This is a genomic window from Geojedonia litorea, assembly GCF_042654525.1.
Taxonomy (GTDB): domain Bacteria; phylum Bacteroidota; class Bacteroidia; order Flavobacteriales; family Flavobacteriaceae; genus Geojedonia; species Geojedonia litorea.
This window is the reverse complement of sequence record NZ_JBHSGP010000014.1, coordinates 915,451-937,813: the sequence shown is the minus strand read 5'-3', so window position 1 is coordinate 937,813 and position 22,363 is coordinate 915,451. Positions and strand designations below refer to the sequence as shown.

Genomic DNA, 22,363 nt, shown 5'->3' with positions numbered 1-22,363 from the left:
CGTCACCCTGAACTAGTTTCAGGGTCACATAAAATATGAAATCTAGCTATATTTATATATTAACCAATAATTATAGAACAACATTTTATGTTGGTGTCACGGCGAATCTCTCAAAGCGAATTGAGGAGCACCATATTGAAAATGCTTCTAAATTCACAAAAAAGTACAATATAAAAGATTTGATATATTTTGAAGAATTTTCAGATATAGAACAAGCTATAGCTAGAGAAAAACAATTAAAAAATTGGCATAAAGAGTGGAAATTAAATTTAATAAAAACTATAAATCCTACTTTAAAAACTTTGGATTATTAATATAATGAGATGCTGAAACAAGTTCAGCATGACGATATATGACATTAAAAGAGCGAGATAAAAAACACTTATGGCATCCTTTGACGCAGCATAAGTTGCACCCAGAAACCATTGCCATCACCAGCGCAAAAGGTTGTGAACTTATTGACGAAAACGGAACTATCTATATAGATGCTATAGCCTCTTGGTATACCTGCATGTATGGTCATTGTAATGATTATATTATAAATCGTGTTTCAGCACAAATGAAGAGTTTAGATCAGGTAGTTTTTAGTGGCTTTACCCATGAACCTGCCATTAAACTTTCTGAAGAACTCATTAAAATATTACCAAAAAATCAAAATAAAATATTTTTTAGTGATAATGGCTCAACTAGTGTTGAAGTTGGAATTAAAATGGCGCTACAATACCATTTCAACCAAGGCAACAAAAAAGATACTTTAATAGCATTTGAAGATGGGTTTCATGGTGACACATTTGGTTCGATGAGTGTTTCCGGCCTTTCAGTATATAATGGACCCTTTGAGGACTTTTTTTTGAATGTTAAAAGAATCCCTACTCCAAACGGTTTCAATCATAATGAGATTTTAGAACTTTTAAAAACCATTGTAGAAAATCATGCGGTTGCAGGTTTTGTCTATGAACCTTTAGTGCAAGGTGCTGCAGCCATGAAAATGCACAGTAGCCAAGGTTTAAATGAATTGCTTCAGTTTTTTAAAACACATGGCATTGTAACTATTGCTGATGAAGTTATGACTGGTTTTGGAAAAACCGGAACTTTTTTTGCTTCAGACCAAATACATACCAAACCAGATATTATATGTTTGAGTAAGGCTTTAACTGCTGGATTAGTCCCTATGGCAATTACTACCTGTACACAAGCTATCTATGATGTCTTTTATAGTGATGACATCAGCAAAGGGTTTTTTCATGGGCATACCTATTCGGCCAATCCTATTGCTTGTTCTGCTGCTTTAGCCGGAATTGAGTTATTGCAATCTGAAGCAATGCGAAACAATATAAAACGCATCTCTGATTCACATATAAAATTTAACGACCGTATTAAAAATCATCCTAAAGTAAAATCCACTAGGCAAATGGGAATTATATATGCTTTAGATTTGAATAATGAAATGGAGCGCTACGGAAATTTAAGAGACCAATTGTTTGATTTTTTTATGGAACGTGGGGTGTTCTTGCGCCCATTAGGGAACACTATTTATATTCAAGCGCCATATGTAATAACAGATCAACAATTAGCAAAAGTATATGCTACCATCGAAGACGCACTAGAAACCTTCTAGAGATTTATCAAGCAAATTAATTTCTTCATTGGTTTCTTTAATAAGAACATATAACTTTTCATAAGTCCATATTCCGTCGTATTTTTCACCCACGACTATAATTGTCCCTTTTCGTTTTGACCCTTTAATTGGTATCCTAAAATCGACTTCGCCATGGTCATTGTTTATGTTTATGCTCCCGCTCATAACACCATCGGTAACTATAGGTTTTCCCAAGCTATATTTTACATTTTCATTTTCTTCTGCTAATTCAAAAGCATAAGTATATGGGCTAGAATTTTTGAGCACTTTAGTAACTCCAAAAATAGCTGCTCCAATCCCGAAAACGATTAGTAGAATGACCATTAAGCATCCACTAATTGGCACAACCCACAGCCAATTTCTGCCAAACCAACTTTTCTGTCTTACTTCTTCCATATTAATTTTCTATAATTTAAAGATAAGTATTTGGGGTCTTGCTTTTGTTACATTTTAAGAAAACTTACATTTGCCAAAAGCTTTAAAGTCTTGCAACAACCAATTTCAATTACCGCAATTTCTTCAATTTCTACATTGGGAAATACCATAGAAAGCACTTGGGTTAATTACCAAAAGAAAGATCATTTTTTTGAAGAAAAACATGGCGTCTATGTATCATCTCTTGCAGACCATTGTAAGAAGCATATTGAAGATTTAAGAAATTCAGAACATAGTTATAAATCATTGGATGACTCTGTTTTATTTGCTATTTACGCAGCAAGAAAAGCTATAAAACAAGCGGGGTGGTCAAAACATGATAATTTCGGTATTAATATTGGATCGTCACGTGGTGCAACTCAACTTTTTGAAACCTATCACGAAGATTTTTTAACTCGTGGCAAAAGTGAAACCTTGAGTTCGCCAACTACCACACTCGGAAATATTTCATCATGGCTAGCTCATGATTTACAAACCCAAGGCCCAGAAATTTCACATTCAATAACCTGTTCAACAGCATTGCATGCTATGCTTAATGGTATAGCGTGGATAAATTCTGGAATGAGCAAAAAGTTTTTGGTCGGCGGTAGTGAAGCTCCCTTAACACCCTTTACAATTGCGCAGATGCAAGCTTTAAAAATCTATGCTAACAAAAACTTAATAAATGATAACAATCGTTATCCATGTCGTGCATTAGATTTTAATAAAACTAAAAACACAATGATCTTGGGTGAAGGAGCAGCTATGGCCTGTTTAGAACCAGGCAATAAAGCAAATGCGTTAGCATTGGTTTCGGGTATTGGCTATGCAACGGAAGTTTTAGAACATAATGTGTCGTTATCAACCGATGCAAAATGTTTTCAACGTTCAATGCGTATGGCGTTAGGGACTTTTAATCCCGACGAGATTGATGTCATTGTTACACATACTCCAGGTACAGTTAAAGGTGATTTAGCCGAATTAAAAGCAATAAAAAAGGTGTTCGGGAATAATCATCCTTTATTGACTAACAATAAATGGAAATTAGGTCATACCTTTGGCGCAAGTGGTATGTTGAGTGTTGAAATGGCTATTTTAATGCTAAAACATCAAGAGTTTATACAGTCCCCTTTTTTAAATCAAAGCAGCCCTAAACAATTAAACCATATCATGGTTAATGCTGTAGGATTTGGAGGAAACGCTGTTTCAATCCTAATCTCTAGATGTTGATTGTTGAAAAGAACTTAAAATTTGGAATTTAGAATTTGAATTTTGATTATTTATTACATTATTTTTGAATTATGAGCGAAATAAGACATAACTGGACCAAAGAAGAAATCTTAACTATTTATAACAAACCATTAATGGAGTTGCTTTATGATGCGGCTTCAATTCATCGTTTGCACCATGATCCGAATACCGTTCAAGTGTCAACATTATTATCCATAAAAACTGGAGGTTGCCCTGAAGATTGCGGTTATTGCCCTCAAGCCGCTCGTTATCACACTAATGTTGAAGGCAACGATTTAATGAGTGTACAACAAGTAAAAGCACAAGCTTTACGGGCCAAATCATCTGGAAGCTCTCGCGTTTGTATGGGCGCTGCTTGGCGTAATGTAAAAGATGGTGAAGAATTCGATCAGGTGCTTGAAATGGTACGAACCATTAACAAACTCGATATGGAGGTATGTTGCACATTAGGTATGATTACTGAAAATCAGGCCAAGCGTTTAGCAGAGGCTGGTTTATATGCTTACAACCATAATTTAGATTCATCAGAAGAATACTATAAAGAAGTTATTTCTACAAGAGGTTTTGAAGACCGACTTCAAACTATAGACAATGTTCGAAAAACTAACGTTACTGTTTGTTCAGGAGGAATTATTGGAATGGGTGAAGCCATTGAGGATCGCGCTGGAATGTTAGTGGCACTATCTACTTTGAATCCGCAGCCCGAATCGGTGCCAATTAACGCTTTGGTTGCAGTTGAAGGTACACCTCTAGAAGATCAAAAACCCGTATCCATCTGGGAGATGGTACGTATGGTAGCAACAACCCGAATAGTGATGCCCGAAACTCAAGTGCGATTGAGCGCTGGACGTACTGAAATGTCTCGTGAAGGACAAGCTTTATGCTTTTTCGCTGGAGCCAATTCTATTTTTGCAGGAGACAAACTACTAACCACACCTAATCCTGATGTGAATGAGGATATGGAAATGTTTAAACTTCTAGGATTAAATCCTCAAAAACCGTTTATCAAGAAAATGCAGCCACAAACTGTTGAAGCTTCAAATTCTCAATATCAAGCTTTGGGCGAAAAACCTAAATGGTCGCGCCCAGAACATAAAATTGAGCGAAATGAAGTAGCGAAAGTAAAGGCTAAAGCAATAAAATAGGATTTAACTTTGCTTTTTATAGCCACCTATTTGGTTGCTCAATACTATTTTAAAATTAGTAACGTTTTCATAACTTTGGCACTTAAATTTTTAGGCAGTTGGCATTGAACCTCATTGATATTCCTCGGGTTAAAACCATTACAAAAGAAGACTTTATAGCGCACTACTATAAACCTCAAAAACCTGTGGTCATTGAACGCTATATTGAAGACTGGCCCGCCTATAGCAAGTGGAATTTAGATTATATGAAGGCGGTTGCCGGAGATAAGATTGTTCCACTCTACGATGATAGACCTGTTGACTACAAAGACGGTTTTAACGAACCACATTTCAAAATGAAGATGGCAGATTATGTTGATTTGCTTAAAACAGAACCCACAAAATATCGCATTTTTCTTTGGAATATTTTAAAGGAAGTGCCGCAACTTCAAAATGATTTTACCTATCCTGATTTTGGCCTTAAACTCCTAAAAGGTCTACCCATGTTATTTTTTGGTGGAAGAGATTCGCACACTTTTATGCACTATGATATTGATTTGGCTAATATTTTTCATTTTCATTTTGAAGGAAAAAAGCAAATTATCCTATTTGATCAAAAACAGAACGACTTTTTATACAAAGTCCCACATTCGCTAATCACTAGGGAAGACATTGATTTTTCTAATCCTGATTTTGAAAAATGGCCTGCCTTAAAGCTAGCTCAAGGCTATAGCACAACCTTAAAGCATGGAGAAGTGCTTTACATGCCCGAAGGTTATTGGCATTACATGAAATACCTTACTCCTGGGTTTTCGATGAGCTTAAGAGCAATTGCAAGACGTCCAAAAAACTTAAGCAAGGCTATCTACAATATTTTTGTAATGCGCCATTTTGATAATATGATGCGTCGCATAAAAGGGCAAAACTGGATTGATTATAAAAACGAACAAGCCATTATTAGAACCCATAAAAAAGTGACTATTTAATAAGCTCATTGACCTTGTCATAGACCAAATGAGTTTCCCAACCTCTGTAGAGTAAATAGTCTGCTAACTTCTTTTTTTTCTTAAAAACGTTTGTTTCTTTAATTGAACTTGCTTTTTTTTCGGCTAAAGTATTAAAAGTGTCGATGTACGTACTTTCTTCAATCTCCTTCAAACCAATATTTATATTATATTTGGAAATGTCTTTTTGCTTTAATTCTAGAGTTAAACGACGCCTACCCCACTTCTTTATGTTAAACTTACCTCTAACAAATGCTTTGGCAAAACGTTCTTCATTGAGAAAGTTATGCTCCAGTAGATGAACAATAACGGCATCTATGGCTTCGGGAATCATATGCATTTGTTTTAGCTTTTGCCTAACTTCTTTATGACAACGTTCTTGGTATACACAATAGATCTCAAGCTTTTTTTTGGCCTCATCTAGTGTATATGTTTGCTTTTGATTCATGGATTAAAAGTAACAACAATTTGCCAATGAGTGATGTTTTATAAACTACTAACTGTTAGGAGATTTAATTTATAGTTTCAGCCATTTTTCTAAATTATTAATTAGTTTATGAATAAAAAACAATCCCTCATTGTTTTTTTCTTCATTTATATCCCGAGTATAGGATATAGCCAAAGTATTTTTACCAACCCCATCTCAGGAATCAATCCAAATTCAGACAACCCTTATACTATTGGACAATTAGTTGATGCTAATATTAATGTATCTGGTATTGGAAGAGGTGCTGGAATTAATGGTGTCAACACCAATGATCGCTATAACGCCAATAGTTGGAATACAGGCTCAATAGATCTAATAGCGTACTTTGAATTTACTTTAACACCAATTGCTGGATATGAAATTGATTTTATAAGTTTTGTTTATACAGGTCAGGCATCTGCATCTGGGCCGACTTATTTTGCTTTTAGAAGCAGTTTGGATGGATTTATTTCTGACATCGGTGCTCCAATCGCATCAGGAACAACTATTGACCTTTCATCTGTAAATTATCAAAATGTAACGTCTTCAATTACATTTAGATTTTATGGGTGGGGAGCAAGTGCATCTAACGGCACTTTCAGCATTAACGATTTTACTTTTAATGGTGTTGTTTATTGCACCGAAGAAGTAAGCTATGGTAATATACAATTTCCCACTTCATCACCTCAATCTATAACAGTTGGTGACAGCTTTAATGTCTACGCACAAGTTTATGAACCTTCTGTGACCGATACACCAAATTCACAAGGCGCCGGAATTCAGTGCTGGATAGGTTACAACACCGCCAATAACAATCCAAATATTGATTCTGGGTGGACTTGGGTTCTGGCCACATATAATGATATAGGAGGTAATAATGACGAATATATGGCTGAAATAGGTTCAGCTTTAATCCCAGGAACATACTATTATGCGAGTAGATTTCAATTAAATGGATGTGCCTATACTTACGGCGGTAGTGGTGGCATTTGGAATAACAATTCTGTACAATTAATTGTTAATGATGATACACTTGATTTTTTTAATCTTCAATTTCCAGAAATTGGCACCATCACTTTAGGTAGCATTTTTGATGTTTTTGGGCAAGTTTATGAAGCAGGGTTAACACCAGGGCTTGGTCAAGCACCAGGTATTTCGGCCTGGGTTGGTTATAGTACTTCAAATACCCACCCGAGTACGTGGACAAATTGGGTAGTTGCAGGTTATAATCCGTTGTGTTTGGACTGCAACTCAAACCAGAATGATGAATATTATGTTGACATTGGATCTTTATTACCTCAAGTTGGAACTTATTACTACGCGACAAGGTTTAAGCTCAACAGTGGTTCATACACATATGGAGGTATATTATCTAATGGGAGTTCAGGAGGCGAATGGGATGGAACTACTTATATATCAGGAATTTTGAATGTAACACCCACTCCATGTTCAGAATTGTTTTTTTCTGAATATGTTGAAGGATCTGGCAATAATAAATGTTTAGAAATTTATAACCCCACTAGTTCTGCAATAACATTAACTGGTAATTATACTATTGAAATTTATGCAAATGGTAGCAGTTCTGCTAGTTCAACTATTAACTTAACAGGAATAATAGCCAGTGGTGAAACATTCGTAATTTGTCATACCGGAGCCAATGCTTCCATAATAAGCATAAGTGACGCTCAATCTGGAAGCATTAATTTTAATGGGAATGATGCTATTGCTTTAGTGAAATCAGGTGTTAAAGTTGATGTGATTGGCCAAATTGGATTTAATCCAGGCACTGAATGGACAGGCGGTAGTAGTAGTACTTTAAACCGGACGCTTATTAGAAAAAGTACTATTCAGTATGGCGATTATAATGGATCAAATGCTTTTGACCCTAATTTAGAATGGACTGCATTTCCTATAGATTATGTTTCAGAACTTGGAAATCATTTTTCTAGTTGTATCCCTAGTGTTGAAATTCAACTACAAACTTTTTCTGGTTCTGGTATAACATGTGGATATACTTTTGAGTTTGGTTCTTGTAGTTTAAGCTCTATTAATGACATTATTTTTACGATTAAAAATTTAGGAGATTTACCTTTAACTATTTCTGATTTGAGTTTTATAAATGGGTCACAATATAGTCTTGTTTCCCCTCCTTCAACCCCATTCAATATATCAGCCAATGGATTATTCAACATTACAATTAGATTCAATCCAAATGCCATAGGACTCTTTTTGGACACACTTATTATAACCAGTAATGATGCTAGTGAAAGTGTTTGTTCTATTAATGTATCAGGATTAAGCATTGCTAATTGCTCTACAACCATCCAAACCATTGTTCATCAAGATTTTGAGTCAAGTGCATTAGATACTTGGGGTTATACAGCTGAACATGCTCCAATTGCTGGCTATTGGGATGTCACAACCAGTTTATTACCTGATATTAGTGGCGCCCAAAGTGGATCTTTTTTTTGGGGAATTACTGATCTAGAGCGATCTGGCCATACAGGCCAAACACACAAATTAACTTTTGAACAAAATATTAGTGCTTATACCAGTGTTGAATTATCCTTTTATTACTACACCATAAATTTGGATGCAAGTGATAGTTTAGAATATGAGTTGTATTATGATAATGTTTCACAAGGGGTTATAGACATTTCGGTTGACACTGCTTCTTGGGTACAGGTTTTACATAATATCCCAGATGCGGTCAACAACTTGAAATTAGTTATTTATGCAGATATTGATGCACTTAATGATAAAGCTGGACTAGATAATTTTTTATTGACTTCTACAAGTGTTAAAACAACTACTTGGACTAGTTTGGGTTGGTCAAATGGCGCTCCTTCAATCAGTACTGTAGCAATACTAGATTATCCTTATAATACAGCAACAAATGGCAATTTAAGGGCTTGTAATTTATATATTAATGATGATGGATTAGGTGGTTATCATACCTTGACAATAACTGACGGTAAATATGTTGAAGTAGAAAATAATTTAATTGTAAATGGTAAAATTATTGTAAATCCAAAAGGTGCTTTTATTCAAAATAATGCTTTAGGGACTGTTACTGTAGCAAACAAATCAAGTATAACTGTTGAGAAGAAAACTGCTCCCATGGATGCTTGGTACGAATACACCTATTGGAGTTCACCCGTATATGGGGAAACTATTGATTTTGGATTATCAGATGCACAAGCCAGTAGGCGATTTTGGTTTAATGCGAAAAACTTTAGAGACTCCAAAAAAAAGATAGCAAACAACACATTTGTGAATAATCAACAAGATGATATAGATGACGATGGAAACGATTGGACTCTTGCCAACGGTAGTGATGTGATGATTCCAGGGGTGGGTTACGCTGCTACACATTCTAAATCTTTATTTTTTGGACCTCCAATGTCAGCTCCACCATTTCAATTTGTGTACACCTTCGAAGGTCCTTTTAATAATGGCAATATTATAGTTCCTGTTTATAGAAATGATGACGAGCTCAATGACAATAATTGGAACCTTATAGGTAATCCTTATCCTTCTGCTATTAGTGTTGATCTTTTTTTAGCTGAAAATGTAAATGAGATAAAAGATGATGTCCCTGTTAACCCTCCAATTGGTAGTGTTACCGAAGGGGCTATATTTTTGTGGTCACAAGATACTCCTCCATCCAATACCAATAGCGGAAATGAAAATGAAAACTTTGCACAATCAGACTATGCTATTATTAATATGAGTTCGGAAATTGCAGGAGGTGATGGAGTAAAACCAAACCGCTTTATCCCATCTGGACAATCGTTCTTTATTGTGTATGACAATGCTGCTGCTGGCACACAAATCTCAAGCAACCCCAACATTAAGGAAGGTTATGTGGTTTTTAAAAATACTATGCGTATGGCTGATGGCACCAGCAATTCACAATTTTTTAGAACTTCAGAATCAAATTCTGTGAAATCAAAAAAACTTCCTAATAAATTATGGATTAATTTAACTAGTGATAATGGTGTGTTTAATCAAATTGCCGTTGGATATGTAGACAAAGCAACTGATGGTTATGATGGAATGGCTTATGATACACCCCGTAATTTATCATCTGAATTATTTTCATCTATATACACATTAATCCCAAATGAAAACAAAAAGTTGGCTATACAGGGCAAAAGTCCTCAAAGCTTAACCCTAGACGAAAAAATTATACTAGGGTTTGATACAGTAATAAGTATTGCAACGCTTTATACCTTGTCTATTGATAAGATAGAAGGTGACTTTTTAGCTGCTAATCCAATGTATATTAGAGATAATTTGATGCATATTAACCATAATTTATCTGCTTCAAATTATACATTCACTTCAGAAGTCGGCGAATTTAAAGATCGTTTTGAACTTGTGTTTCAAGCTGAAACCTTGTCTGATACAGAGTATCAAATGAACGTGAGTAAATTAACTATTATCGAGTTGGATAATGACCTTGTTCAATTTAAAACTAATAGTGATAAAGACATTAAATCGGTTAAGATTATGGACCTTTTAGGCCGAACACTGTATCTGTTTAAAGGTACTAGCGCAGTTGAAATCTATAACCTATCTCAATTAAGTCAATCGGCTTATTTGGCAGAGGTTCAACTTTCAAATGGCCAAATAATTACGAAGAAGGCTATTAAAAGAAAATAATTGTAGTCGAGAGAGATATAAAAGTCTCAACTTATTGTTGACACTTTTTATAAGGTATATTTTAGAGATAGGATAAGGTTTCGTCCTGCAGATGCTATTCCTGATGAATAGGTTTTATAACGTTGGTCTGTAATGTTTTCCAAACTTGCCGTTAATGTTGCAGCATGTGTAAGTTGATACTGAGTTCTTAAATTTAGTGTATACCAAGATGGTGAATATGGATTCCCATTACTATCTAAAGCATAAATATAAGCCTTCTCAATTTCAGAAGGTGCTAATTGATTAAATGACAATTCATTGTTATATTCTGCAAATGCATCTATAAGTAATTTATTCTTTTGCCAAACTAAATGTGTATTACCAAAATTAGGAGCCGCATGACGTACTGGAACTTCAACACCGTTTTCTTCTTCTGTTCCACCTACTATATTATATTGGGATTTTAGTTTCAAAGCATCAGAAAATTTGAGTTGAATCCCTACTTCAAAGCCATAGATCCAAGCTTTTGAAGCATTTTGAATAGCTTGCACATTACTTAATTCACCGTCATACAAGATTTCTCTTTGACCATTCAATGAAAAATCCCGTCTTACCAAGGCATTATCCAAAAACGTATAATACGTCGCCATATCAATGAGGAACATATTATCAAAATTAAGTTTTAAACCTAATTCTCCGCCATAGGCGTATTCTGGTTTTAAATTATTATTAGGTACCACTACTGATCCAGGTTCTGAATCGAAAACTTTACCAACATCATCAATATTAGGCGCTCTAAATGCAGATGAAGCATTTAATTTCCACTCAATCATCTTATTTGGCAACCAGCTTATTCCAGCTGTTCCTGTCAAGGCTCCGGCATCTATTGAGGCTTTGTCAAAAGGCAGGTTAAGATATTGGTTGTTTTCATTGAAATTAGCATGTATCAAAACATGGTTATACCTTAAGCCCGATTGGAAAATAAACTTTGGATTTGGCTTATATTTTAAACTAGTATATACAGCCAGAGACTGCCAGTCTGAACCATTTGGGTATCTTGATACTGTAGGTGTTAAAACATTAGTTACAATATTCTCTTCATCACCAGTTGATTTGATTTTATTGTATATATATTCAACACCATAAAATAGTTCAGTGCGTGAACTTAATTGTTTTTCTAAATCTAAATTAAAAGAAATAGCATCTACTGCTTCTTCTCTAATATTTCGGATCTCTGATTGAAAATCTCTATCAAAACGGCTTTCTTGAAAATTTTGGTAAGCAGCAGTTAACTGAATTTTATCGTATAAATTTGAACTGCTACTTAATTTGGTTACTTGAAAATTACCCATAAACCAGCGTTGAGGCCCATAATTCCATTCGGCTGATCTTAATTTACCTCTACGGTATCTTATGAGTCGGTCATATCGTGAATACTCTGAAGTGGTAGTGTAATATAATCCGAGATCAAAACTTAAATTATCTTGAGGTTCATATCTAAACTTTTGCATTAAATTGATCTGGTCGTAACCTGTTGGAGTTTGCACTAATGGATTTTTATTATCAACAACCGAATCCACACCATTAATGGTTTGTACGTATTCAGGTCTTAAATAGTCATCCGGACCATGACTGCCCATTCGTAAATCATCAAAATCAGTATAACTTACACTTGTCAAAAACGCCCATTTTTTTAATCCGAAATTAAAGTCCAAATGCCCTGTTTTTTCTTCATTTGCCGTGGCATAACGTAAAACCGCATTGGCATTGAAATACAATGAATCCCGATAAGAGAGTTGAGGTTTTTGTGAATAAAAGCTCATCACTCCACCTATGGCGTCACTACCATAAACCACCGAACCTGCCCCTAGTGCAATTTCAGTATTTTGAATTATAAAAGGATCAATAGATATGACATTTTGTATGTTTCCTCCTCTAAAAATGGCATTGTTCATTCTTACGCCATCTACAGTAATTAATAATCGGTTTGTAGAAAGTCCCCGTATCATTGGACTTCCTCCGCCTAATTGACTTTTTTGAATATACACATTTCCAGAGCTTTGTAATAAATCGGCACTGGTTTGTGGGTTTGAAAATTGAATGTCTTTTGCGCTAATATTGATTATTTTTTGAGGAATATCAGATTTGCTCTGTTCAAACTTTGAAGCCGATATCACAATTTCATTTAAATCTTCAACTTTAACATCCAAAAAAACTACAAAGCTACGTAATGCTAAAGTAGATTTTCTAAACGAAATTATATCATGAGTAGGGCTCTGAAAATAAATTAGTTCGTTCCTAGAAAAACTATCCAATGATGCCTCTCCATCTAAATTTGTAGAGACAGTTTTGGTTTTATTGGCATTATATATAGCAACTCCAGAAATAGGTTCTTGGGAACTTTTTTCTAAAACTTTGACACTTTGAGCGTTGACTATTGCTATGACAAAAAAACAAAATGTGACTAATAAAAATTTAATCTTCATTTGAAGCAGTTGGCTTATTTAATTAAATACTTGATTTAATATTTGGAGAGATTTAGGTTTTCTAAAATCGCCCAAATGTAATTCAAAATAAAGTAATAGCATATTTAAAAACGATTGCCTTTGTTTTGAATTTAATTTAACTCCATGAATTGCATCAAAATTTATGCCTAAAAGTTGTTTTAGAATTATTAAATTCTCGCCAGAAATAGAATAGAAATCTTGCTTTTTAGATTCGAAAAGCCCATTACTTAAATTAAAATAGGATTGATCCATATTTTGAGTATCAGGATAAAACCCAAGATACTTAGTCAAGTTAAGTAAAAACAATAAATGAAAATTTGAAAATTCGGTTTCGTGATCTAAATAGTTAAACGAATGCTCCAGATAAGAATACAATGCTCCATTATGTTCTTCTTCTTGAAGTATTGTAGAAAGCACCTCTGATAAAAACATAGCAATGGCGCTTTTAAGAATATTGGTATGAAGTGTTTGGTAAAGATAATTCAGTTTAACCTCGCTAATGCTTTGCAATGAACGATTTTCTTTATAATTGCTATCAAAAGATAGTTGGGATAAAGGCTGAAAATAAACGGCTTTTGTACTTCCTTTTTGGGTTTTTAAGGCTCCCCTTATAATATAACTCACCACGCCTTTTTGTTTTGTATAACATTTAACAATGAGATCGTTATCCTTATATTTTAATTTAGAAAGAACAATTGCGTTGGTTTTTATCAGCATTATAAATTGGCTTTTTACCTAATAATGGCGAGTTTTAACACTTTTGTTTCAAAGGAATCCAAATCAGATATCATAATTAGATATACTCCTGAGGCCACAATGTTATTTGCCAAATTCTTTCCATTCCACACCGCAGTACCTCCATCAATTGCAAAATTATAATTTGATCTAGAGGCTCGCTGATTGATTCGCGACTGCGCTTCAGCGACTAAATTACCTTCGATGTCTGTAATTTTAATATTTACGTTCTCTGTAAGGCCTCTTATTTTTACACCGTTATTAATGTTATTCAAATCGTTAAAGCCTAAAATATTATATTCTGGCCTAACAGGATTGGGATAAACATAGGCGTTGCTTAATGCTTCTTCAGCTTCAGATCCACCGGATAAAAATGAGACAAGCCCTTTTGGCGTTGCAATGTAAACTTTACCACTTTTGGAATCAATTGAAATATCGCTTATCGTATTTGTAGGTAAAGGAGAGTTATCTTTAGTAAAATGGTAGATGGTTTGTTGCCCATCAGGTGAAAAATAAAAAATCCCTGAATCAAAAGTACCAACCCATTTGTTGTTGGATCCATCAACTTTAATGTCGGTTATAAGTTGATTGGACAAAAGTTCTTTAGGGATACCATCGTCAAGAATTACTATCTCACTAACTCTTGGATTTGGGTCATCCAAAAAATTACTGGTGTTATATAATACCCGCAAACCTTTAATTGTACCTATCCACAATTGACTTCTATTATCCATGGCAATTGATTTAACTGCAGTTGAAGGCATATTCTGATCCATGGTATAAACCCTGTTTATAACCTTACTTCCATTATTCTCATTATATGCGACAACTCCATTACTATAAGCTGCAATCCATTTTGTCCCATTTCTGTCAATTACCAAATCATTGTAACCAAGTTCATCTGTTATAGGGTCCGGAATAATTTCTTTGAAACTATAACTTCTCCATTGCCCTGAAACAGGATCATATGATTTAAGAACCTTATCGATAAACGAGGTAACTGTCCATAGCAAACCACTTTGATCAAACTTTGAACCAGTTACTCTTATTCCTGTCTCATTAGGCCTACTAGGAATTACTAATTGTTCTAAACCGCTATTAGAGTCATTATATAAAATTGTAGCCACATCATTATCCAACTTCAAAAGCCCATCATGTGTAGCACTAATAAAGGTTTGTGAAGGGTTAAACGGATTTACAGAAATGTATGTTAAGTTTCTAGCGGCCAATAAACTATCAAATGGTATGTTGTTCCATTGTTCATTTTTATAAATACTCAACCCATAACTCCTTAAAGGAAATGGGTTTTGAAAAATATCATAATCGCCAAATGCTACCCATAGTTTATCATAAATTGCATTAATTTTAAATCCATTGTTCATTAAGGGACCATCTGGCCTGATAACTTGATATGTATTAGGATTAATGAACTCTGATTGTAATACTCCTAAACTTGAAGTCCCGATATAAATATGATTGTCAGTAATGGTTGCAGCCAAAAAACTGGTATTAAATTCAGAATTGACAGAAGCCGTTGCTAATAATCCAAAGCTATCGTCATATACAAATACATTATTTCGTGTTGTAATAACCAGATAAGAATTGAATTCTCTCACATCCAACGGTAATTCCGAATAAGTGAAAATTTGATTTAAGTTGTCATTAACTATTTCATAAAACGCACTGTTTGAACCCAATGAATATAATCTGTCCTCAACTGTTTGTATCGCAAGGAAAGCCCCATTCCCAATAGTTTGCCATTGTTGATAATCTATGAGATTTGGGTTAGTAAGTGAAGCTTTTTTAATAGCATTATTATTACCACATGCAGCATAAAGCATATCATTAAATACTGTAGTTTGATTCACAGTTATTTGGCTACCTCCTGAACCTATGAAATAAGTGTCTCCAAATTCTAACCTGTTCAAATCATAAACCGATATCCCATAATTTGTTGAAATATAAACCAATCCATTATATTCATTAAAATGATTAATGCGTTTTAAATTAGGGGCTATGGTTACTTTGTCTAAAATATCTACTACAGAAAGCACTTCATTATCACTTTCAGAAACAATCTCAATTAAGCCATTCTGATACCCAATAATAAGTAGCTGATAGGTTTCACTATACTTTATCTTCGTAATTGTTTCTCCAGAAAGTCCATTGATGGTTGTAATTGTTTGTAATTCACTTGTGCTTAAATCATAACTGAAAATAGCATTTTCAGAAGCTGCATAAATTTTATTATTACCCTGTGTAACATCTTTAATGCTGTAATATGAAAAATACCCTTCCCAAAGGGATGAAAAGTTTTGTGAAACTATAATTTGGGTAATCCCAAAAAACACTACCAAAAAAAACAGCTTACATCTACCCATCTACTTATATCTTGTCAAAATAATATTAACCAAAAATAATATAATTTATTGTATTTTAGTTTTCCATTTTAATTCCCATTAATGCTGTTTAGTAGTCCCCTTTTTCTCTTTTTATTTTTACCCTTTTCTCTTCTACTTTACTACTTAACGCCTAAAAAATTTAAAAATACCTTTTTACTTTTAGCTAGTTTGTTTTTTTATACTTGGGGAGAAAGAGAATTGGTGATTTTAATTTTACTTTCAACCTTCGTAGACTATAGTTGTGGAATTATCATTTCTAATGGTAAACGAAAAACAGGTTTATTTTTGTCCATTTTGTTCAATACTGGAATTTTAGCTTATTTCAAGTATTCAAACTTTGTACTTACAAACTTTATTGAGTTTCTTAGTTTATTCAGTGTAGAGGTCGAAACAGCGACCTATTTTTCAAACATAGTACTACCACTTGGAATTAGTTTTTATACTTTTCAAACCATGTCTTACACAATAGATGTTTATCTTAGAAAGGTTAAAGCAACCAGAAATTTCATAAATTTTGCTACTTATGTCACATTCTTTCCTCAATTAATTGCTGGTCCAATTGTGAGGTATAAAATTATCGAGAACCAACTCGTAAGCCGAAATACAACCACAAAACAGTTTTCAGAAGGTGTTGAGCGTTTTATTATTGGTCTTTCTAAAAAAATGATTATTGCCAACAACTGTGCTTTTTTAGCAGATAACATATTTAGCTTACACAATTCAGATCTATCCGCATATCTGGCTTGGATAGGAGTAATCGCATATGGATTTCAAATATATTTTGACTTTTCAGGTTACTCTGATATGGCTATTGGACTTGGAAAGATGTTTGGTTTTGATTTTCCAGAAAATTTTAACTATCCTTATATATCACAATCAATTCGAGAGTTTTGGAGGCGATGGCATATCACTTTATCTAATTGGTTTAAAGATTATGTTTACATTTCTTTGGGAGGAAATCGAAAAGGAGTAAAAATCACTTATATTAATCTTCTAGTTGTATTTTTTATTACGGGCTTATGGCATGGTGCAAATTGGACTTTTATAGCCTGGGGATTGTTTCACGGATTTTTTATAATTGTTGAACGCATTGGTTTTGATAAAATCCTTGAAAAGCTACCAAAAGTCATTTCTCATTTGTATTTACTTCTTGTTGTAAGCATTTCATGGGTCTTTTTTAGGAGCGAAAATATAACCGATGCATTGAACTATATTCAGTCAATGTTTAGTTTTAATCTTACTACCAATTTAGATTTTATGAAGTTTCTTATTTCTAAAGAAATAATGTTTGTTTTAATTTTGGCAACTGTTTTTTCTACCCCTGTTTATAAACGTTTTGATTCCCTTATGTCATTTTTAAATCCAAAAACTTTTGCTGGTTTCAAAATGTTTGCGTTAATGACATTACTCGTTATTTGTTTTTTCTATGTAGCAACTGATGCTTATAATCCGTTTATATATTTTAGATTTTGATGAATTCAAACAAAGCACATAAATATCCTATCATATTCTCAGTGGCATTTTTAATTCTACTGTTGCTACCAAACATTGTAATGCTAACTAATTTAGAAGATTTGACTAAACACGAGAATAGAAAATTTAAGGATTTCCCTAATTTAGATTTTGATTCTCCAATATCTTCTATTTCAAACTTTAAAAATTACTATATCGAAAATTTTGGTCTTAAAGCGGCTTTGGTAAATTCATACATACATTTAAAAAACAATATCCTAAACGAAGACCCTATTCCTAATAAAGTTGTAAAGGGACTTGATGGATGGTACTTTTTAGGAAATCACCACAACAACATTATTAGTGATTCATTCGGAAATGATTCTTTTAGTGAGAATGAGTTAAATGTCATATGTAAAAATATTATTGAATTAAACGCCTATTTTGTTGCCAAAAAAATTAAATTTTATTTAGTAATCCCACCCAACAAGAGTTCAATTTATAGAGAACAACTGCCTTATCAGCTCACTAAACACGCAACCAAATTTACTTCCTTTAAGAACAGTTTAGAGGATCGTTTCGGCTTTAAAATTATTGATTTGTCCTCCGAAATGTTATCAAAGAAGAATGACAGCCTGCTATATATGAAAACAGACACTCATTGGAATGATTATGGAGCATTTATTGGATACTCTAAAGTAATTGATGTTTTAAATGCTCATCATCTAAATATCCCCAAAGTTTCTCTTAATACTTATAGAATTAATCACAAATTTATTAGTGGAGACATAACACCAATGATTAATAATAATACCCTTGAAAGAACCATCGTCTTTGAAAAAAAATCAAATACCAAAATCAATAACTTGAGTGAATCCTACAAGCATCAACGTTACTATAATCCTGATGGGAATAAAAAATTACTAATGTTTAGAGACTCTTTCGCAAATGCTTGGACTCCCTATTTTAGTGAAAGTTTTAAAGAAAGCGTTTTTTTAACAGATTATATTATAGACTATTCACTTATTGAAAAGGAAAATCCAGATGTTGTTATTTTAGAAGTTGTAGAACGAAATTTTCTAGAGGTTCTTTTAAACCTGAAAAAAAGACCTTCATAATAGAAGGCCTTTTTAAATTAATTTTATTTAATGCCAATTAAACTATCCCTTGTGCCAACATAGCATCAGCAACTTTTACAAATCCAGCGATATTAGCGCCGCGAATATAATCAATTGAGCCATCTTCATTTTCTCCATATTGTACACATGAATCATGGATGTCTTCCATTATATCTTTTAGCTTTTCATCTACTTCTTTTCTAGACCAGCTTAATCGAAGTGAATTCTGACTCATCTCTAATCCAGAAGTGGCTACACCACCAGCATTTGAAGCTTTACCTGGAGCGAATAAGATTTTGGCTTTTTGAAATTCGTGGATGGCTTCTGGTGTTGAGGGCATGTTGGCTCCTTCACTTACGCACATACAACCATTTCTAATTAATAGTTTTGCGTCATCACCATTTAATTCATTTTGAGTGGCACATGGCAACGCAACATCACATTTAACAGACCAAGGTGTTTCACCTTCAAAATATTTTGCCGATGGATATTTATCTACGTACTCGCTAATTCTTCCACGCTTTTCATTTTTAATGTACATCACGTGTTTCAATTTTTCAGCTGTAATACCATCTTCATCTAAGATATAACCTCCTGAATCAGATAATGTTAAGACAAGTCCGCCTAACTCGGTTACTTTTTCTGCAGCATATTGTGCCACATTACCCGAACCAGAAATCACCACTCTTTTGCCTTTTATTGAATCATTTTTTCGTTTAAGCATGTTTTGAGCAAAGTACACATTCCCGTACCCCGTTGCTTCTGGTCTAATTAAAGACCCACCCCAAGACTGACCTTTACCTGTTAATACACCGGTAAATTCGTTCTTTAATTTTTTATACATTCCAAACATGAACCCAATTTCTCTAGCGCCAACACCTATATCTCCAGCTGGAACATCTGTATTTGGACCAATGTGTCTGAATAATTCACCCATAAACGCATGACAGAAGCGCATGATTTCATTATCTGATTTGCCTTTTGGATCAAAATCCGAACCTCCCTTACCGCCTCCCATTGGCAAAGTAGTTAAAGAGTTTTTGAACACTTGTTCAAATGCTAAAAATTTCAAAATGCTTGCATTTACGGTCGGGTGAAAGCGTAAACCTCCTTTATATGGCCCAATTGCTGAATTCATTTGAACACGGTATCCTCGATTAACCTGAATTTCTCCCTTGTCATCAACCCAGCAAACTCTAAACGAAATTAATCGTTCTGGCTCCACCATTCTTAACAAAATATTTTTTCCATGATAAATTTTGTGATTCACTATGTAAGGAATAACCGTTTCGGCAACCTCTTGCACAGCTTGCAAAAATTCTGGTTCATGACCGTTTCTTTCACGGACAAGATCTAAAAAAGCTTCAATTTTATGTTCCATGTATTGTTAAATTATAAATAAAGGTTCTGTTTAATGGCGCAAAGATACATTATCTATAAAATTAAATACATTTTTTTTTCATATTCTCAATACATCTATAATAAAATAATCATCTCCTAATTTCGTTAACTTTATCAAACAGTTCCCGCAAACCTCATTTATTTGGTAGTTAGGGCAGTTTTCATATATTTGTTAGCAGCATGCCCTTAATTAAATAAAACCATATGACGCTTAATTTGAAACAATTAGCATTCTACATTGTTGTTTTTGCAAGTTTAAATCAAACCTACGCGCAACTTGGTTTCTCCCACGAAATTGGGGCAATTATTGGTCCAGTAGAATTCAGATCAGATTTTGGAAGTCGATTAGACGAAGCCACTAATCTAGGTAATAGTGGAATAGGAATAGGAATCATACATTATATTAATTTTGCCTATCGGGCTGACTGTAACTGTTACTCAACAGATACTTATTTTAATGACCACTTTAAGCTTCGGTCAGAAATATCATGGAACTATACCCGATTAGATCATCACGGAGAATGGGTAGCACCAGATAAAACTAGTGCTTTAGCCGATAAATTAAGAGCGCATCATGGTGTAGCTGAAAACTTTGATATAGGCATGCAATTAGAATATTTTCCGAAAAGTATTAGATCATTTCAGGCCTTTAGTTACCGATTTGCTCCTTTTGTAAGTTTAGGATTTCATTACACGAACTCTAAACCACAAGCATGGACAGATTATGGTGATCAAAATGTATTTAATGCTAACAATATTTACGACTATTGGTACGCAAACCCTGCCTTTCTACCTCCAGTACCTCCAGGTGAACAGCGTGAATATCCCATTGATCTCGACGCCATAAATGCATGGTCTGTAGTTACCAGTGTAGGTGTACGCTATAAGTTTACCAAACTATCTGACCTTATGTTAGATTTGCGATGGCAACTTTATTTTAGCGATTGGATTGACGGCTTCAATCATAAATTAAGCTATAATAAATTTAACGATTGGCTTATTTGGCTAAACTTTGGTTATATCTATTATTTAGATTAAAATTTGAACAATTATCCTAAAGCCTGTTTTAGGTCGTTTATTAAATCTTCTTCATCTTCAATACCAACACTTAATCGAATTAAAGAATCAACAACACCCGTTTTTTCACGTTCTTCTTTAGGTATACTTGCATGTGTCATACTTGCTGGATGACCCGCCAATGATTCTACACCGCCTAAAGATTCTGCTAGGGTGAATATTTTTAATCGCTCAACTACCTTGATAGCTTCTTCAAAGTTATTCCCTTTTGTTGTAAAAGACACCATGCCTCCAAAGTCTTTCATTTGTGCCTTGGCAATAGCATGATTTGGATGATTTTTGAATCCTGGCCAATAAACATTTTCTATTTTAGGATGATTTGCTAAATATTCTGCAACTGCTTTCCCATTTTCACAATGGCGTTGCATACGAATGTGCAATGTTTTTATTCCTCTCAACACTAAAAAACTATCTTGAGGGCCGCAAACTGCACCGCTAGCATTTTGGATGAAATATAATCTTTCGGCCAATGCTTGCTCTTTTACAACCAATGCGCCCATAACCACATCACTGTGCCCGCCCAGGTATTTGGTAGCGGAATGCATAACAATATCGGCTCCTAAATCTAAAGGTAATTGTAGGTACGGCGTTGCAAAAGTATTATCAACTGCGAGCAACAACTTATGCTTTTTTGCAATATCAGAAACGGCTTTAATATCAATAATGTTCATCATTGGGTTAGTTGGTGTTTCTACCCAAATTAATTTAGTATTCGATGTAATGTAGCTTTCGATAGTTGCCACATTTTCCATTCCAATGAAATGAAACTTTATCCCAAAACCTTCATAAATCTTCTTAAACAATCGATAAGAACCTCCATACAAATCGTTCGTAGAAATAACTTCATCACCAGGCTTTAAAAGTTTTATAACAGCGTCAATGGCGGCGAGCCCCGAGGCAAAAGCTAAACCGTAGTTTCCGTTCTCAATACTTGCAAAAGCTTTTTCCAAAGCATTTCGAGTTGGGTTATGTGTTCTAGAATATTCATAACCTTTATGACCTCCTGGAGTAGTTTGGGCATAAGTTGACGTTTGATATATAGGTGGCATTACTGAGCCATATGCAGGATCATGTTCCTGACCACCGTGAATTGTTTTTGTATTAAATTTCATCTCTAAATAATTTG

At 34.1% G+C, this 22,363-nt stretch carries 16 protein-coding genes; 9 read left to right on the top strand and 7 right to left on the bottom strand.

Annotated elements, in window-relative coordinates; translation table 11 throughout:
- Positions 1-35 precede the first annotated feature (35 nt).
- Both ACFO5O_RS12150 and bioA read left to right on the top strand, forming a co-directional pair.
- Positions 36-314 (top strand): GIY-YIG nuclease family protein, encoded by a 279-nt coding sequence (locus ACFO5O_RS12150; protein ID WP_387964140.1) that lies wholly within the window; start codon positions 36-38, stop codon positions 312-314.
- A gap of 38 nt (positions 315-352) precedes the next feature.
- Entirely contained in the window at positions 353-1,618 is a 1,266-nt protein-coding gene (bioA, locus tag ACFO5O_RS12145; RefSeq protein ID WP_387964138.1) for an adenosylmethionine--8-amino-7-oxononanoate transaminase, read from the top strand.
- On the opposite strand, the gene ACFO5O_RS12140 is transcribed toward bioA, so the two are convergent.
- The gene (locus ACFO5O_RS12140; protein WP_387964136.1) at positions 1,604-2,035 is read right to left on the bottom strand and encodes a cytochrome c oxidase assembly factor Coa1 family protein; all 432 of its coding nucleotides are present in this window, start codon (positions 2,033-2,035) and stop codon (positions 1,604-1,606) included. The two genes, bioA and ACFO5O_RS12140, sit on opposite strands and share 15 nt — an antisense overlap.
- A gap of 90 nt (positions 2,036-2,125) precedes the next feature.
- Between ACFO5O_RS12140 and ACFO5O_RS12135 the strand changes: the two genes are divergently transcribed.
- The 3 genes from ACFO5O_RS12135 to ACFO5O_RS12125 all read left to right on the top strand — a co-directional run bounded on the left by ACFO5O_RS12135 (position 2,126) and on the right by ACFO5O_RS12125 (position 5,414).
- Positions 2,126-3,283 carry a beta-ketoacyl synthase N-terminal-like domain-containing protein gene (locus ACFO5O_RS12135; protein ID WP_387964134.1) on the top strand — a complete coding sequence of 386 codons (1,158 nt, stop codon included), beginning with the start codon at positions 2,126-2,128 and terminating at the stop codon, positions 3,281-3,283.
- Between the two features lie 71 nt (positions 3,284-3,354).
- Complete coding sequence (gene bioB / locus ACFO5O_RS12130) at positions 3,355-4,449, top strand: biotin synthase BioB (RefSeq protein ID WP_387964132.1); 1,095 nt, start codon at positions 3,355-3,357, stop codon at positions 4,447-4,449.
- A gap of 98 nt (positions 4,450-4,547) precedes the next feature.
- On the top strand, positions 4,548-5,414 hold the full coding sequence (locus ACFO5O_RS12125) for a cupin-like domain-containing protein (RefSeq protein WP_387964130.1): 867 nt from the start codon (positions 4,548-4,550) through the stop codon (positions 5,412-5,414).
- Here ACFO5O_RS12125 and ACFO5O_RS12120 read toward each other — a convergent pair.
- A complete protein-coding gene (locus ACFO5O_RS12120; RefSeq protein WP_387964128.1) occupies positions 5,407-5,880 on the bottom strand; it encodes a regulatory protein RecX in 474 nt (157 codons plus the stop codon). The genes ACFO5O_RS12125 and ACFO5O_RS12120 overlap by 8 nt on opposite strands.
- A gap of 108 nt (positions 5,881-5,988) precedes the next feature.
- Between ACFO5O_RS12120 and ACFO5O_RS12115 the strand changes: the two genes are divergently transcribed.
- A complete protein-coding gene (locus ACFO5O_RS12115; protein WP_387964126.1) occupies positions 5,989-10,566 on the top strand; it encodes a lamin tail domain-containing protein in 4,578 nt (1,525 codons plus the stop codon).
- A 47-nt stretch (positions 10,567-10,613) separates the two neighbouring features.
- Here ACFO5O_RS12115 and ACFO5O_RS12110 read toward each other — a convergent pair whose 3' ends face one another.
- The 3 genes from ACFO5O_RS12110 to porZ are packed head-to-tail and all read right to left on the bottom strand — an operon-like array spanning position 10,614 to position 16,168.
- Positions 10,614-13,031, bottom strand: coding sequence for a TonB-dependent receptor plug domain-containing protein (locus tag ACFO5O_RS12110; RefSeq protein WP_387964124.1), 2,418 nt, complete (start codon positions 13,029-13,031; stop codon positions 10,614-10,616).
- 18 nt (positions 13,032-13,049) lie between these two features.
- Positions 13,050-13,769, bottom strand: a complete 720-nt coding sequence (gene recO, locus ACFO5O_RS12105; RefSeq protein ID WP_387964122.1) for a DNA repair protein RecO — start codon at positions 13,767-13,769, stop codon at positions 13,050-13,052.
- Between the two features lie 14 nt (positions 13,770-13,783).
- Positions 13,784-16,168, bottom strand: a complete 2,385-nt coding sequence (gene porZ / locus ACFO5O_RS12100) for a type IX secretion system anionic LPS delivery protein PorZ (protein ID WP_387964120.1) — start codon at positions 16,166-16,168, stop codon at positions 13,784-13,786.
- 81 nt (positions 16,169-16,249) lie between these two features.
- Between porZ and ACFO5O_RS12095 the strand changes: the two genes are divergently transcribed.
- Both ACFO5O_RS12095 and ACFO5O_RS12090 read left to right on the top strand, forming a co-directional pair.
- A complete protein-coding gene (locus ACFO5O_RS12095; RefSeq protein ID WP_387964118.1) occupies positions 16,250-17,662 on the top strand; it encodes an MBOAT family O-acyltransferase in 1,413 nt (470 codons plus the stop codon).
- Positions 17,663-17,742: 80 nt separating this feature from the next.
- Positions 17,743-18,759: an alginate O-acetyltransferase AlgX-related protein gene (locus tag ACFO5O_RS12090; RefSeq protein WP_387964116.1), complete on the top strand. Its 1,017-nt coding sequence runs from the start codon at positions 17,743-17,745 to the stop codon at positions 18,757-18,759.
- Between the two features lie 37 nt (positions 18,760-18,796).
- Here ACFO5O_RS12090 and gdhA read toward each other — a convergent pair whose 3' ends face one another.
- A complete protein-coding gene (gene gdhA, locus ACFO5O_RS12085) occupies positions 18,797-20,140 on the bottom strand; it encodes an NADP-specific glutamate dehydrogenase (RefSeq protein WP_387964114.1) in 1,344 nt (447 codons plus the stop codon).
- Between the two features lie 224 nt (positions 20,141-20,364).
- Here gdhA and ACFO5O_RS12080 point away from each other — a divergent pair, with 224 nt between their 5' ends.
- Complete coding sequence (locus ACFO5O_RS12080) at positions 20,365-21,198, top strand: THC0290_0291 family protein (protein ID WP_387964112.1); 834 nt, start codon at positions 20,365-20,367, stop codon at positions 21,196-21,198.
- 11 nt (positions 21,199-21,209) lie between these two features.
- On the opposite strand, the gene ACFO5O_RS12075 is transcribed toward ACFO5O_RS12080, so the two are convergent.
- Positions 21,210-22,349: a cystathionine gamma-synthase gene (locus ACFO5O_RS12075; RefSeq protein ID WP_387964111.1), complete on the bottom strand. Its 1,140-nt coding sequence runs from the start codon at positions 22,347-22,349 to the stop codon at positions 21,210-21,212.
- Between the last annotated feature and the right edge of the window lie 14 nt (positions 22,350-22,363).

Coding starts and splice junctions, on each gene's coding strand:
- ACFO5O_RS12120 (WP_387964128.1), bottom strand. CDS start 5,880: ATGAATCAAAAGCAAACATATACACTAGATGAGGCCAAAAAAAAGCTT.
- ACFO5O_RS12110 (WP_387964124.1), bottom strand. CDS start 13,031: ATGAAGATTAAATTTTTATTAGTCACATTTTGTTTTTTTGTCATAGCA.
- recO (WP_387964122.1), bottom strand. CDS start 13,769: ATGCTGATAAAAACCAACGCAATTGTTCTTTCTAAATTAAAATATAAG.
- bioA (WP_387964138.1), top strand. CDS start 353: ATGACATTAAAAGAGCGAGATAAAAAACACTTATGGCATCCTTTGACG.
- ACFO5O_RS12080 (WP_387964112.1), top strand. CDS start 20,365: ATGACGCTTAATTTGAAACAATTAGCATTCTACATTGTTGTTTTTGCA.
- ACFO5O_RS12150 (WP_387964140.1), top strand. CDS start 36: ATGAAATCTAGCTATATTTATATATTAACCAATAATTATAGAACAACA.
- ACFO5O_RS12090 (WP_387964116.1), top strand. CDS start 17,743: ATGCTAACTAATTTAGAAGATTTGACTAAACACGAGAATAGAAAATTT.
- bioB (WP_387964132.1), top strand. CDS start 3,355: ATGAGCGAAATAAGACATAACTGGACCAAAGAAGAAATCTTAACTATT.
- ACFO5O_RS12075 (WP_387964111.1), bottom strand. CDS start 22,349: ATGAAATTTAATACAAAAACAATTCACGGTGGTCAGGAACATGATCCT.
- ACFO5O_RS12095 (WP_387964118.1), top strand. CDS start 16,250: ATGCTGTTTAGTAGTCCCCTTTTTCTCTTTTTATTTTTACCCTTTTCT.
- ACFO5O_RS12140 (WP_387964136.1), bottom strand. CDS start 2,035: ATGGAAGAAGTAAGACAGAAAAGTTGGTTTGGCAGAAATTGGCTGTGG.
- porZ (WP_387964120.1), bottom strand. CDS start 16,168: ATGGGTAGATGTAAGCTGTTTTTTTTGGTAGTGTTTTTTGGGATTACC.
- gdhA (WP_387964114.1), bottom strand. CDS start 20,140: ATGGAACATAAAATTGAAGCTTTTTTAGATCTTGTCCGTGAAAGAAAC.
- ACFO5O_RS12115 (WP_387964126.1), top strand. CDS start 5,989: ATGAATAAAAAACAATCCCTCATTGTTTTTTTCTTCATTTATATCCCG.